The organism is Zoogloea sp. GDB6 (assembly GCF_056724105.1).
This window is the reverse complement of the sequence record NZ_CM161497.1, coordinates 1,206,478-1,220,537: the sequence shown is the minus strand read 5'-3', so window position 1 is coordinate 1,220,537 and position 14,060 is coordinate 1,206,478. Positions and strand designations below refer to the sequence as shown.

The 14,060-nt window shown below is 59.5% G+C and carries 12 protein-coding genes; 3 read left to right on the top strand and 9 right to left on the bottom strand.

Annotation, left to right across the window (positions count from 1 at the left end; translation table 11 throughout):
- Positions 1–100: 100 nt before the first annotated feature.
- From AC1PQG_RS05570 to AC1PQG_RS05535, 8 genes are all read right to left on the bottom strand, one after another.
- Complete coding sequence (locus AC1PQG_RS05570; protein ID WP_481121631.1) at positions 101–1,876, bottom strand: UvrD-helicase domain-containing protein; 1,776 nt, start codon at positions 1,874–1,876, stop codon at positions 101–103.
- Entirely contained in the window at positions 1,873–3,624 is a 1,752-nt protein-coding gene (locus tag AC1PQG_RS05565; RefSeq protein WP_481121630.1) for an ATP-dependent nuclease, read from the bottom strand. Before AC1PQG_RS05565 ends, AC1PQG_RS05570 begins: the two co-directional genes overlap by 4 nt.
- Before the next feature lie 90 nt (positions 3,625–3,714).
- Positions 3,715–4,773 carry a hypothetical protein gene (locus AC1PQG_RS05560; protein ID WP_481121629.1) on the bottom strand — a complete coding sequence of 353 codons (1,059 nt, stop codon included), beginning with the start codon at positions 4,771–4,773 and terminating at the stop codon, positions 3,715–3,717.
- The gene (locus AC1PQG_RS05555) at positions 4,770–6,032 is read right to left on the bottom strand and encodes a hypothetical protein (RefSeq protein ID WP_481121628.1); all 1,263 of its coding nucleotides are present in this window, start codon (positions 6,030–6,032) and stop codon (positions 4,770–4,772) included. The genes AC1PQG_RS05560 and AC1PQG_RS05555 overlap by 4 nt, the downstream gene beginning before the upstream one ends.
- A gap of 81 nt (positions 6,033–6,113) precedes the next feature.
- A complete protein-coding gene (locus AC1PQG_RS05550) occupies positions 6,114–7,835 on the bottom strand; it encodes an ABC-three component system protein (protein ID WP_481121627.1) in 1,722 nt (573 codons plus the stop codon).
- A complete protein-coding gene (locus AC1PQG_RS05545; RefSeq protein WP_182334997.1) occupies positions 7,832–8,080 on the bottom strand; it encodes an ABC-three component system middle component 6 in 249 nt (82 codons plus the stop codon). The genes AC1PQG_RS05550 and AC1PQG_RS05545 overlap by 4 nt, the downstream gene beginning before the upstream one ends.
- Positions 8,077–8,997, bottom strand: a complete 921-nt coding sequence (locus tag AC1PQG_RS05540) for an ABC-three component system protein (protein ID WP_481121626.1) — start codon at positions 8,995–8,997, stop codon at positions 8,077–8,079. Before AC1PQG_RS05540 ends, AC1PQG_RS05545 begins: the two co-directional genes overlap by 4 nt.
- Before the next feature lie 48 nt (positions 8,998–9,045).
- A complete protein-coding gene (locus tag AC1PQG_RS05535) occupies positions 9,046–9,237 on the bottom strand; it encodes a type II toxin-antitoxin system RelB/DinJ family antitoxin (RefSeq protein ID WP_028622339.1) in 192 nt (63 codons plus the stop codon).
- Positions 9,238–10,102: 865 nt separating this feature from the next.
- On the opposite strand from AC1PQG_RS05535, the gene AC1PQG_RS05530 reads away from it, so the two are divergent.
- The 3 genes from AC1PQG_RS05530 to AC1PQG_RS05520 all read left to right on the top strand — a co-directional run bounded on the left by AC1PQG_RS05530 (position 10,103) and on the right by AC1PQG_RS05520 (position 13,329).
- Positions 10,103–10,927 carry a DUF932 domain-containing protein gene (locus AC1PQG_RS05530; protein ID WP_481121625.1) on the top strand — a complete coding sequence of 275 codons (825 nt, stop codon included), beginning with the start codon at positions 10,103–10,105 and terminating at the stop codon, positions 10,925–10,927.
- 78 nt (positions 10,928–11,005) lie between these two features.
- Positions 11,006–13,057 carry a ParB/RepB/Spo0J family partition protein gene (locus AC1PQG_RS05525; RefSeq protein WP_481121624.1) on the top strand — a complete coding sequence of 684 codons (2,052 nt, stop codon included), beginning with the start codon at positions 11,006–11,008 and terminating at the stop codon, positions 13,055–13,057.
- 62 nt (positions 13,058–13,119) lie between these two features.
- Positions 13,120–13,329, top strand: coding sequence for a hypothetical protein (locus AC1PQG_RS05520; RefSeq protein ID WP_481121623.1), 210 nt, complete (start codon positions 13,120–13,122; stop codon positions 13,327–13,329).
- Between the two features lie 129 nt (positions 13,330–13,458).
- On the opposite strand, the gene AC1PQG_RS05515 is transcribed toward AC1PQG_RS05520, so the two are convergent.
- Positions 13,459–13,620: a hypothetical protein gene (locus AC1PQG_RS05515; RefSeq protein ID WP_481121622.1), complete on the bottom strand. Its 162-nt coding sequence runs from the start codon at positions 13,618–13,620 to the stop codon at positions 13,459–13,461.
- Between the last annotated feature and the right edge of the window lie 440 nt (positions 13,621–14,060).

The following is a 14,060-nucleotide window of genomic DNA, read 5'->3' as shown; positions in this document are numbered from 1 at the left end:
CAGAGCCCCAAGTCGATCAGGGTCAATATGCACGAAACACTCGTGCTCATCGGTGCAGGAGTGGCACCAATGATGATCGACATGGCATTCTGCCGGGACTTTACAAGTCCCTCCTTGTATGAGCCACTTGACCAGCGGTCAGCACAGCAACGCAACGATCGGCGAAGGCGACTGGCACTGCAAGCACACCAAGATGCTGGGCGCGCGTCAAACCGACGTAGAGCACGCGCTTGGCCTCTGCGTCGGCGCGTGCTTCCCACGACTCGAACAGAGCTTCACTCCGGTTTTCAGGAGCGCGATTGGGTGGAATCACGACGCACACTGCACCGTATTCCCTGCCTTTCGCCTCGTGAATCTTGGCACATGCAAGGCCAAGAACGATCGGCATTTGAAGATGGTTCGACCATTGCGCATTGGTCGGCCGACGAAAGAAATTACGCACGGTCACACCGGCCGGCAGTGGTAGTTCCATTCGTTCCATCTCCGCATGCACACAGGCTATCCAGGCGAGCCGATCAGCATCAGTATTCCCGCACTCTCTGGGAAGGCTCATGAGGAAACTCAGCGTACGTCTTCGATGTGCTCGCCGATCCATACCAAGGCGTTCGACGGTTCTCCATGGATGCTCGCTTCGTTGGCGTAGCCCCATGAGATCCAGAAGCACCGTTTCCACTACCTGAACCACAGCCTCTCTCGATCGCGCCGTCGCGGCGGGTGACCAGAACTCCGCCACTTTCCGAGCGAGCGACTCAATCCGCGAGCTTCCGTTCGAGTCATTGGTGGTCGCGCCCGCAGCCCGCTGCGCAACCTTGCCTGAATGCGCCAGGATAATCGCGTCCGTCGAATCCAAGCCAAGCTCAGCAACCCGCTCAAGGAAAGCCTGACCGATCGTCGCTGTTGGGCCTCGGCCACCGTATGTCAGAAGCAAAACTGGATGTTCAACATTCGCAGTGTCACCGACAGACTGATCTACCTGACCAGCATTCCTAAGTGTGGCGGCTAACCGGCAGACCGCAGGGCTACTACGAAAATTGCCCGTTAACCCTCGATGCGATTCAACGGGGTACGTCGCCTTGAATTCATGAACCCCTGCAGGATTGCCGTTACGAAATTCGTAGATTGCCTGGTCGGGGTCGCACACGAAGGTGACATGTACGCCGTGCGCTCTGAGCCAAGACAGGATTTGCAGATCGAGCGGATTGCAATCCTGACCTTCGTCCACCATGACTTCGTGGAAACGTGCCGCCAGCGAGCGACCGAGTGCCCCGCCATTCACTGGATCACGAATCAGCCCCAACGTTTGAACGCGGGCGTCGCCGGCACTCATATAGCCTGCCTGCAACAAGCCACGTCGCCGGTGCGCCGCCGCCTGTTGATATCGGACCTGATGCTGGCGCACATGATTTTGCAATCCGGCGTGTCCGATCCTCTCTGGATCAATGATATTGGTTTCCGGGTCGAACAAATCTAGGCTTACCGGATCACCTCGAAAAGCGAATTGCCCAGACAGTCGGATTTCTATGCCAAGAGTGTCCCAACTATCGAGAATGATTGGTCGCGTCGGGCTTGTTGCCGCGCAGCTTGGCAGTACCACGAAATGCCTAACGAAAGCATCAAGCGTCCCCATGAAACTAGGATGCTTCAAGAGCGAGTCGAGCCCTGCGGCCTGGCAGCGTTCGCGAAACTCATCGACGGCAGAGTTTGTGAACGAGAGTACTGCCACACCACGGCGTGGTGGTAACGTGGCGGCGATCCTAGCTAGGCGAGCAATGATCGTGCGGGTCTTTCCAGCGCCGGGACAAGCATGAACGAAGGCACCGCCAACGTGTGCGGCAAATGCTTCCTGCTCTGCCGTCAGACCGTGAATGCCGGTCATGCTTGCGAAGCGCCACGAATTGCATCTGCGAGATAGGGCGGTACAACAAATGCTTCGCCCGCCGCAATACGTGAAGCCATGGCCTGGGCCAAGTCGCCCTTGCGGGTCTTTTTCGCCTCAATCAGTTTGAGAAATGCATCGGGACGGTCTTGCACTGCGACTCTCTCGATTTGATCCTCCCAGTCGCGACGCGAGTTGCGATGCAGACGAAGAAACGCACTCTTGAGGAAGGCTTCGTTTCCAGCGCTGAAAATCTCGTGCTCCAACGTGTGTTGATTGGTTAGCACGGTCAGTGCCTGCGGCGCACCATGCGTTGCAGCGAGGTTTTCCAGATCAACCTTCCGATTTCCCAACACCGTTGGGTCCGCGTCGGTGATCACAATCAGCCGGTCCGCGATGCGTGCATCGCCATGTGGGCGTAGCAGCACCTCTACGTAGGGGCGGAAGTCCACGCCTTCGATCGGCACGATAACTGCTCCCTTGAACCGGAGCCATCCATCGGCATCACCGACGAGAACAAGTTTCTGCGCCAACACGGGCAACAGTAGCGCCTCCGCGATTCCTTCCACCAGGATGGCCCTGTTGCCGAACAGCAGCGCGGAGCGCGTCACATCCAGATAGCGGCTGATCTTATCCAGTGTCTTTGGCTTGAGCCCGATTTCGGCAATGGGCACACTCACCGATTCTGAGACCGCCACCCCATTTTGGTTGCGACGACGCGAACGCATGACAACTAGATGCATCGGAGAGACCCATGCCGTCAGGTTCGGCGAATGGGTCGTCACGACGATCTGGATGCGGCCTTCCGGCTTGCCAGGCTCGATGGCGCGATTAGCCGATTGACGCGCTTGGTCTAGCAGGAATTCGAGCACAAGAACCTGCAACTGCGGGTGCAGATGCGCTTCAGGTTCTTCAACGAGAAAAATCGTGAGGTCGGCTTCCTTGGCTTTGGCCAGTTCGACGACCACCGTGGCCATGTAGAGCAGATTAGAGTAGCCCAGACCAGACGCTCGGATGTCTTCGGGCACTAGACCGGAATCGGCCAGACGAAACCTCAAATCACGAGCGACATCGATTAGAGTTTCTGCGCCAAAGTCCAGGGCTGCCGTTTGCGGGCGGACACCATTGGTCAGCAAACCTAGAGCCGTACCGATCTCCGCGTTCATCGTGGTCAGGATCTCAGGTCGATCATCGGCGCGCCGGACGCCAGCGACGAAATCTTGTTCTTGATCCTTTGGCAGGAAGTTGCGCAGCAGCGCCATGACCCGTGTACCGCTGCCTGTGCCAAGCGCTTGGTGCGCATCTCGTAAAGGAGGCAGGTAGACATGCCGGATCAGTTCAGAGGAACCAGCCTCCGGTTCGTTGGCGTCGAAGCGCCCGGCCCAAACAGTAGTCTTGCCACGCGGCGCGCGCTCGGACCGTGCCTCATACCGATAGCCGAAGACTGCTTCGTTCTTGGTGAGATCAGGGACCGCCGAGATCAGCAGTCCTTTCAGCGTGTCACTGAGTCCTCGGAAAACACCTTCGATCTGAAAATTCGGGACAATCGCGTGGCGTCGTACATCTTCATCTTCCGGATAACGCTCCCTGCGTCCGCTCAACGGCAAGGTGAGCAACCGGATCGCATCTACGACGTTGGATTTGCCGCCATTGTTCTCACCGACCAAGACCGTCAGATCGGGACGGAGGCTGACGGTCACATTGTCGCAAGACCGAAAGCGCGAAATTGTTATATCGCCCAAATACATCAAGCCTCCCTTGCCGACTCTAAAAGTCCAGACCAATTCTTAAATATTTTTCTTCCTCGCGGTTGGCGGCCAACCGTCATCGGGGCCGTCTTAACTGTCCTTCAAAGCGGTTGAAAACATAACTCGATCAACCTCCCAGTAATCGAGCAAGCAATAGAGCATGCTACGAAGCTCGGGAGTCGCGGTCGTATCGGAAGAGAAATCTCTGCTCATCGCGAGTTGTTCGAACTCCTTCGCTACAGCGAAGAGTGTTCTCGCGACATCTTGCTTTGCAAAGAACTCGCCAAGGACGGCGGTATTGAGGTCTGCCAACTGTCGTTCAATGCTGGATCGGACTTGCCTGGCTGTCACCGCACCATCGCTGGCGTGCTGCTCGATGAGTCCCATCGAGACATTTAATATCTTTTTTAGACCTGCACTACCTTTCGAGCCATAGGTAAATCCGTCCTTAATGAGCACTCCGCGTTCCGATTGCTCATGGAACGAAATCTCTTTCATGCAGAAGTCAACTGCGACCGCAATGAATGAACAAACCATATACAGGCAACGCAAAGCGACCTCGCGCTGATTGTTTTTTGTTATCGATTGCTCCGCAAAGAACTTGCCTTGCATGAGCCATTCATTGCAACTGTCAAACGAGAGTGATTTCGCTAGCAAGCTTTTGGAATGAGCAATGCGACCACGCCAGTCACCATCCAGCTTGCTCAGAGAATATTCGTCAATTTTTGAGAAGAATTCTTCGTCGGAGAGCCTCAACGCATTGGGGCCATCTACCTTGTCTAGCTTGCTCAGAAATGTGCCGTCGAGAACCAGAATTCCCAGCTCTCGGCCAAAATCCTTTACTTCCTGACGCTTTTCCGTGGTCGCGACCACCGCGTTGGTGGCTTTGGTTGCAATGCGAAGCCCTTGAACCCAAAATATCCGCTCTATAGCTTGTGGCGTCTTCTTGTTCTTGGCATCCACCAGGGTGATTTCACGTGACACGGATGACGTACGACTATAGAGCCATAGATCAATATCTGTGACGTCAAAACCCTCATAGATAAACGGAACCCCTCGCACCACGTAGTAGCCGGCTTTGAGGAAATAGCTTCGCAGCAACTCCTCCATCCGGGGGCCTTTAAGCAAAACTTGCTGTCCCTTGGTCATATGCCTCCTCCTGTGCGAAGGATAGAGAGCATGTCATTGGTAGCCTTCGGGCTCGCCTTGATTTGTGCTCGCCGAACTTTCTCACGGTTGTGTTCAGGGCCGTTGAATATGGTGACTGCCGCGGTTGGAAGTGAATTGAGAGAATGTTCGCTGACGTCGCCTTGCCTGATGGCTTGCAGTGCAAGCTCACCAACTTCCGTCTTCAACAACTTCAGCATTGGGCCGCTGCGCCCCTTTTTTGTGCCATGCTTGACCTCGACGACACCTTTTAATTCCAGCACTTTGTAATCTTGCGCAATGGCATTCACCGGCCCCACGCTTTCACCTCGAACCAGTGCGCTCAGTAGCGCATCAACCATCTGAATCTGCCCCCGGGCATAGCTGCTCTTCGTCATCCCATAGGTCACGGAACTGACAAATGCTTTAGCCAGATCAAATGCGTCGTCAACCATTGAGTTGCTGTACTTAGAGAATGCGGATGGCAGCGTCAGGAACCCAGCATCCTCGGTCGAATTACTGACAACGCTGATATCAAATAACCCAATGGCCGCCACCTTCTTGAAAAGTGGCTCACCGAGAAGTTGTGTCGCGTAGTCTGTGCTGACGCAGGCGCGCTTCTTCAGCGTATCTGTAAGCTCATTGAGCTTTGTCTGCTCGGCCGATGAAAGGGAGTCAAGAACCGCTTTGATTTTTCGGGTCGTTTCACGACGGAAGAGATTCCCGTTAAATAACAATCTTTGCCCGGCGCCGAGGTCTTCAGCATCCACGAATCCAATTTGTTCAGCATCAGACATCAGGCGCTGAATATCGGGCTTGGCCAGCTTATAAAAGTCGGCCAATTCTGTGGAGACATGGCCGGACAGCACGGGCTCGACTGAGGCCTTTTCCGCAAGTGCAATCGAAGCGACCTCGGATGCGCCAGGCGCGAGGGCATCGAATATATCTGACGTGTGTTGAAGGGTCTTCGCTGTGGTAACGCCAAGAACAGCAACGCCACCGTTCGCGGTGTCAACCAGTTGCTGCTGTTTCAGAACTTCGATGAGTTTTGGAAGCTCAAAAGTCGTATTGATGTTCGCCGCTTGCGCCAGAACGTTCAAGCGATCGTTGTTGAGTGTTGCGTGGTTGTTTGACGAGATTGCAGAAAGCAAAATGCCAGCCTTACCCGCGAGAAAGGTCTTATCGTAACCAGCCTGATTCGTTATTCCCTGGAGTTTATTGGTGTGATGAATCAACCACGATCCCTTGGTCTTCTTGTCCATTTATCCCTCCTGTAAGAAAAAGCTCTTGCTGCTAGCGGAGTGCCGATGGCCTCCAAATCTAGTTGACCTTGTATTCCTAAGTCATCCAAATCGAATTCCGAACAAGCCCCCGTCTTCAGTAGCGTCGGTCAGGCGCTTAGGCAGCACGTAATCGTTAAGGTCGAAGCCATCAATGGTCTCCTTGAAGGCATCGTCTTCATTCATCGTCACGATGTACTGGAAGCCAAGCTCCTTCGCGATCTCCGAGCCCAGACGCAACGCGCTGATGACTTGGCGTCCATCGACGCCATCAAACAGATGGCTGTCATGAATTAAGAATCCAGGCCCGATTTTCCGCTTGGTACACAGGCGCATCAGCATCATGTCGAAGCAGAAAATCTGCATATTCTTGATGCCCTTGCTGCGTTGCCCCTGCATCGGAAACTTGAACATCGGGCCATTGGATGTTTCGTCTATCGTCATGCTGCCGGCCGATTCGTACAGGCGCTGCGAGGTCTCCTCAAAGGCGACGATGGCCTCCGCCAGTCGATCTTTCTGCTCGGCGAAATCGCGCCGCAAGCGGATGGTGAGGCGATTGCGCTCAATCTCCAGTTCGTTCTTTGTGCCTTCAAGCTGTTCGGCCGCTTCAAAGCGTTGCCGCAGCGATTCCACTTCGGACTCCAGCCGGCCCAGTTCTCCTTGCAGCTTGAGGAACTGTTCCAGCGCACCGTGGCTCTTCAGGATGCCCAGCACTTCGCCACGCCGTTGGTCGAACTGCGCCTTTTTGCCATCGCGCAGTTCAATACGTAGCTTTGCAGCTTCGAGTTCGCTGGAGAGGTAGTCCTTGCGATTGCGGACCACCGATTCGTGAAAACTCTTCACGTCTTCATAGCGGCGCTTCACCAGGCCGGGAAGCACAATGCCCGCTTCTTGATAGACGGCCTGCAGGTCTTCAAGATCAGGAGGAACCTCTGACGCTAGTGCGCTTTCCAGATCCCGGATCTCTGAAAAGTCGATGGTGTTGGCGTTGGCCAATTCATTGAGCTGGCGGGTCAGTGCGGCGCTTTCAAGTTCCAGCTCGCGATATTCAGGCAGAACGTGGAACGTCTCTACTTCTGCATGAAGCTTCTTGAGACGGGCCTCGCGCAGCGTCAGCTCAGTGCGCAAGTCGGCCGCCTTGCCGATGATCGAGCCGAACGCACCATTCCCTGCCGCCTTCTTCAGCTCTTCCAGCGTCTTCTCTCGATCGCGAACTGCTTGCCAATCGCGCGCAATCTGCCAGTCCAATCCGAGCAGGAACATGAGCGCCATTTGCATGTCGCCAGTGCCCTGCATCGTGGCCTGCTTTTCCGGCGTCATAAAGGCGCCACTCGCTTGCCGGCGCACGAAGTAGGCAAAGAGCGAACGGAACGACGGCGGCTTGCTGCCGGCAGCTTCCAGGCTGCTCAAACCAAACATCTGCTCTCCGAGGAATGCGCACCACTCGGTAGCCGAAAACTTGACCTTCGACGCAGGCGGGGCAGTCACAAAGATTTTTGCTTTTGTACCACCGCTGCGCTCAACGACGGTGCGCTCCGACTTCAGATCGAAGTCCATGCCGAAGGTGTGCTCAACCAGTTCCTGTGTGCGAAAAATTGATTCAGGACCGGCGTCGGCGCCGAGCAGGAAATGCACCAGCTCTACGAAGCTGGTTTTTCCCGCCCGATTGCGCGTCTGCTTGCTGCTTGCACCCTCGGTTTTCTGAGCAAGTAAGACATTCAGACCTGGCTTCAGGTCTTCAATGCGCTTGAAGCTGGGTAGCGTACTAAAAATGTGATGAATCAAGGCGCCCTCCGTGCCACGAGGCCGCTTTCGAGTTCAATGGTCCCCATGGCGTAGAGAAGGTCGAGTGCGAGCAAGAACCAGTCATAGGTAATTTTCCGAGGCATTGTGGCTACGCCTGTTTCATGCTTGTTCAGTTCCTCCCACAACGCAGAGACGGTCTTTGGCCGCACAAGGTAGGTCAAAACATGGGCGCCGACGGTCAACAGTGCTCGATCCTGTTGCAGATGCTTGGAGGGCAGAATCATGCAGCCCCCACCGCTTGAGCGTCTTCAAAAATCTCGCATTTGTCGAACAGATATGCCATGACGGCCAGCACTGCCGCCTTATGTGTCGGCGTGGTGTTAGCTGTGCCCCCGGCCCACGTTTCGAGCCGGCCGAATATCTCATCGGGGTGCAGTGCGGGAACTTGGTCTCGCAGCGTCACGTATTCACTTTTGAACGCCTGCGCGATCTGCTCGCCGTAGGTCGGGTTCTTCCAGTTATTGAAGAACTGCGCCACGAGCGTTGACTTCTGCATACCGATCTTCAAAAAGTCGGCGACGGCCTGAGACAGCAGGTTTGCCTCGATCTTGCCGCGCGATACATCTTTCACTTCGCTGGCCGTGGGCACGGGAGTGATGCTGATGTGGGTGAGGACGGCCACCAGGTCTCCAAACCCCAAATTGACATTCGCTTCCATCGTCAGCGATGGGCCGAACCAGGATTCGAGATCCTGCAAGCTCAACTGGCGAAACTTAGCCAGCATCTCCTCATAGCCGCAGTGGCCGATTTTGATCTTTGGGTTGTCCTGCCCGAGTTTCGCCAGCGCTTCGATGATGTGAGGGCCCAAACGGCCATCCTGCGCATTGTGGACAAAGGTCCACTCATCGAAATATTTCTCCCAGTGATCTTTGGCGCCGTCGAAATCCTCGTTGATCTTCTTGATCGCTTCGGCGGCGGTCAATTCATTGGGAGCGTAACTCTGATAGAGGATGCGCGCCGAGGGCAGGTACCCATCATTCTTCCGATCGCCAACATTGCCCCACGGGCGGCATGCCATGAAATCATTGGGATGGGCTTTCGACATCAGTTTCTCGAACAGACGTTGAAAACCGTCCCCCTTGGATTCCAAGAAGGCGATGCGGAAATCCTTTTCGTAATTAAGCTGCTGTAAGCGATCCATGGGTTCAAGCCCGTGATTTAGTGTTTTTAGTTATTTTCAGGCGATGCCTCATGGCTTCTTGGTATTCGTCTGCTGCTGTCCCCGGTTCACATCAAACGGGAGCGCCTTATCAGCCGCAATTCGCGTCAGCAGTATCCGGATGGCATCCGACACGGACAAGCCCATCCCGGCCAGCACGTTTGTGGCTTCCTCTTTGATATGCCCGTCAATTCGGGCGCGAACAACGTCACTGGTTGCCATAACTGCCTCAAGCATTTTGTAGCTACATTGTGCCTCATTTGCGCCTCAATGTCATTTACATCTTGATAAGAGAGGTTGAACGTCCCGGCGTGCCGCCGTTGGGCTCGCGGGCTACGCCCCGCGCCACGTGCCGCGTCGCGGCCATCCGGCTTTGATCCCTGACGCCTACGGCCTTGTGGGCCTGCGCGCTGCCGCTTGCACTCCAGGGGAAAGCCCTACGGGCTATCCCCGCCGCGCTGCGCTTGGCGCCCCTGCAAGCCCGCCGCCCCGGCTGCGCCGGCGCGGCAATACCGAAGCCGCAGAGGCCGCTTGTCCACCATCAAACATCAAAGATCCACGCTGCATCTTCGCAACTGCATGGGCGTCCCCGGCCAGGAAACATGCCGGTCGCGCTGTCGTGCTTCGCATCGAGCCTCGCTGCGCGAGTCTCGCCCTTGGCGGGCTTCCATCGTTCCCTCGCTCCGCTCGGCTGACGCCTACGGCCCGGCTTCCAGCTTCGGGCCTGCGCGCTTCGCTTGCGTGCGGTACGGCACACAGGGATGGCCGTTGCCATGTCCAGCCGTCTCCCCTGACTTCATCACCTTGTCCGCGACTGTAGCCCGCTCCCGTGTGCCGTCAAGGCGCGCAGGGCCGTGTCCTCGGCTGCGCCTGCGGGCCGCACCAACCCTGCGCTTGTTTCCTTGACGGCCCCCGTCCGCGCGCTCCTGACCGTCGCGGGCGATGAACTCAGGAAAGACGGTGGCAACAGGGCCAACCGGGTTCCTCGTGCCGACCGCACCAACAGCCGAAAGGCTGGGCTCCGAATCTAGGAATCCGGTGTGCGGTGTGAACAGCAAACCCTTTTTTCTTTGTCAGGAGAAATGCCATGCAACTCGCATCCCGCTTCGCTTCCCGTTCGCCGGTGCTGCGTTCGGAACGTCCCTTGTCCGATGACCAAATCCGCGCCGTGGCCCCGTCCATCTACGCGGAAGCCCCGCACGAAAGCCGCTCCGAGCGGTACAGCTACATCCCCACCGCCACCGTGCTGCAGGAACTGCGCGGGGAAGGCTTCGAGCCTTTCATGGTGACGCAAACCCGCGTGCGCCACGACGACCGCCGCGACTACACCAAGCACATGATCCGGCTGCGCCACGCCAGCCAGATCAACGGCCGCGAGGCCAACGAAATCATCCTGCTGAACTCCCATGACGGCACCAGCAGCTATCAGATGCTGGCCGGAATGTTCCGCTTCGTTTGCAGCAATGGCCTTGTCTGCGGCGACACCGTGGCCGACGTGCGCGTTCCCCACAAGGGCGACGTAGCCGGACACGTTATCGAAGGCGCTTACGAAGTCCTGCACGGCTTCGACCGGGCGCAGGAATCCCGCGATGCCATGCGCGCCATCACGCTCGACGCCGGGGAATCGGAAGTGTTCGCCCGCGCTGCGCTGGCGTTGAAGTACGAGGAGGACAAGCCCGCGCCCATCACGGAATCGCAAATCCTGATGCCGCGCCGCCACGACGACGACCGCCGCGACCTGTGGAGCGTGTTCAACCGCACGCAGGAGAACTTGACCAAAGGCGGCCTGTCCGCCCGCGCCGCGAATGGCCGCCGCCAGACCACCCGGCCCGTGCAGGGCATCGACCAAAGCGTGCGTCTGAACCGCGCCCTGTGGCTGCTGGCCGATGGCCTGCGCCAGTTGAAAGCCTGAATCCCCACGCGGCAGGGGCAGGCAGCAGCCCTTGCCGCTTCTCTCGCTGCTGCATCCCAACCGCAAGGAGTTATCACCATGAACGCCGTACTCAAAACCGAAACCGTCGCCATCGAAGCCGCCGCGCCGCTGGAAGTGGCCGACCCGACCAAGAACCTGATCTTGGTTCCGCTGTCGCAACTGTTGCCGCGCCGCTCCAAGCGCAACGTCCGCACGACCCCGCGCCAGTCCATCCCCGAACTGGCCGCGAGCATTGCCCGCATCGGCCTGCTGCAAAACCTGATCGTCATCCTTTCCGCAGATGGCGAGGCTTACGAGGTGGTTGCAGGCGACCGCCGCCTGACCGCCTTGAAGCTGCTGGCGAAGAAGAAGCGCATCCCCACCGACTACGAAGTGCCGTGCCTGCTGGTGGCCGATGCGTCCGCCCGCACCGTCAGCCTCGCGGAGAACGTGCAACGCGAGAACATGCACCCCGCCGACCAGTTCGCGGCCTTCGCCGCGCTGGTCAAGGAAGGCCGGCCCGTCGAAGACATTGCCGCCGACTTCGGCGTGTCCCCGCTGGTGGTGCAGCGCCGCTTGAAGCTGGCGAACGTCTCGCCGCGCCTGATGGCCGACTATCGCGCCGGTGGCGTGACGCTGGAACAGTTGATGGCCTTGACCATCACCGACGACCACGCCGCGCAGGATGCCGCGTTCTATGGTGCGCCGGAATGGCAGCGCAGCCCGTCCAAGCTGCGCGAGCGCCTGACCGAGCGCGAAATCGATGCCACGCACGCGCTGGTGCGCTTCGTCGGGCTGGACACCTACCGGCAGGCAGGCGGCGGCATCCGCCGCGACCTGTTCGCGGAAGGCGATGCCGGAACCTACCTCACCGATACCGCAGTGCTGGAAACGCTGGTGCGCGACAAGCTGGCAACGCTGGCCGAGGACGTGCGCGCCGAGGGCTGGGCATGGGTGGAGGCCGTGCCGCATCTGGCCTACGAGGAACGACAGGCGTTCCAGAACGCCCCGCGCCATCGCCGCGAGCCGACCATCCGCGAGGCCCGCCGCATCGCTTCGCTGGAAACCCACCTCGAAAAGATCGACGCCGAACTGGAAGAAGCCTGCGACGCGGAGGACGAGGCCAACGCCGAGAAGCTGGCACAGCGGCGCGATCAGGTGGTCGGGGAACTGCAAGATGCGGAGGACGCCTTGCAAGGCTATGCCCCCGAAGTGCGCGAGGTGGCCGGTGCCATCGTCACCATCGACCGCAACGGCGAGGCCGTCATTCATCGCGGCCTGCTGCGCGAAGCCGAGGCCAAGGCGCTGCGCACGCTGGAAAAGCTGCGGCGCGGTTTCGGCAGTACCGAAGGCGAAGCCGCCAACGACGAGCACGAGGACGCCGACGACGCGCCCAAGGCCGCGAGCCTGTCCGACCGGCTGGCGCAACGGTTGAGCGCCCACCGCACGGCGGCGCTGCAAATCGAAGTCGCCCGGCATCCGCACGTCGCGCTGGCCGCGCTGGTGCATGGCATGGTGCAGACCGTCTTGCAGCCTCACGCCTACGGCGATGGCCTGCCGCTCGGCGTGCGCCTCACGGCGCAAGACCGGCTGGAAGGCATGGCACCGGACTGGCCGGAATCGCCCGCTGCCGTGGCGCTGCGCGAACTGCAACAGGTGGCAGGTGTTGCCTTGCCGGAGGACAGCGCCGAACTATTCGCCGCGCTGCTGGCGAAGTCGCAAGACGAACTGGTGCGGCTGCTGGCCGTGTGCGTGGCTTCCACGGTGGACGTGGTGACGCCCCGCGCCACGCCGCACCAGCCCGGCGAGGAACTGGCGCAGGCCGTGGGCCTCGACATGGCCGCATGGTGGAAGCCGACCGCAGAAGGCTATTTCAAGCACGTTTCCAAGGCCATGATTCTGGATGCCGTGGGCGAGTACGCGCCCGAGCAGGTCAACCGGCTGGCGAAGTTGAGGAAGGCCGACATTGCCAGCGAAGCCGAGCGGCTGGCCGATGGTACGGGCTGGATGCCCGCCATCTTCAAGGCCGCAGGCCCGCAGGATGCCGCGCAAGAGGCAGGCCCGGAGCAGGACGCCCCGGAGGATGCCGAAGCAATGGCGGATGAACCCGCCGAGGCGCTGGCCGCTTGACCCGCGCCAAAGGCAAGCGCCCCGGCCTCGACCGGGGCGCTTCGCTGGAAGGAGAAGCCCCCATGACCCGCACCACCACCAGCCGCCCGCGCATGGCGGCGATCTACGCCCCCGACACGGTACGCGCCCGCCGCTGGCACGGCGCAGGCGACGTGCGCGGCTACCGCCCGCCCTCGGGCTGGACGGCCTGCGCCGACCTCACCGACATTCACCCCATCACGGGCCGCACCTTGCCGCGTGCCATGTGGTGGCTCATCGAAACGAAGGAATAACTGCGTTCAGCACCGCGCCCAGACCGTTCCGACCTGGGCGCGGTGGGCGCAAAATCCGGGCGCGGCAGTGGCCGCGCCCGGTGTTCCAAGCCCACAGCCGAATCGGAACGCCTCCGCCATCACGGCAGTTCAGGCGGCGGCGTTGACGTAACCGGGCTTCCCGCCCGGCAATGGCCGGCCCGCATGGGCCTGCAAGCCGAAGCGCCCGCAGTGCGCGGGAATCACCAGCGGTTTTCGGCTTGCCGCGTGCATACCCTGCAGCGTAGGCCGCGCCCATTTCATCAGAGGCATGTCCGCGTTTCCTGTTTGGAATTCTGGAACGGCCTGAGCGTGTCGACGCACAGCGCCGCCGGGCTTTCGGGCTGCGCCCCGTGCCGACTTCGCTGTCACGGCCATTCGGCTTCAATCCCTCACGCCTTCGCGCCTGCGGCGCTGCGCGCTTCGCTTGCCTCCAGGGGAAAGCCCTGCGGGCTATCCCCGCCGCGCGATGCTTGGCGCCCCTCGATGTTGCCGAACCGGCTGCGCCGGATCGGCCCGGCCAGCGCCCCGCCGCGATGGACGGGGCGCTGGCGAACATGCTGGCGCTCGCTGCGGCAGGTTGTGCAGATGCGTGTCGTCCTCAACGCTGGCGGTTCCTGCCCATCACGTCACGAAGGACGGTTCACGGACAACCCGCCCCGCATCGCTATGGAGCTTCCACGCCACGCCTCAAGACCGGCGCCGCAAGGTGC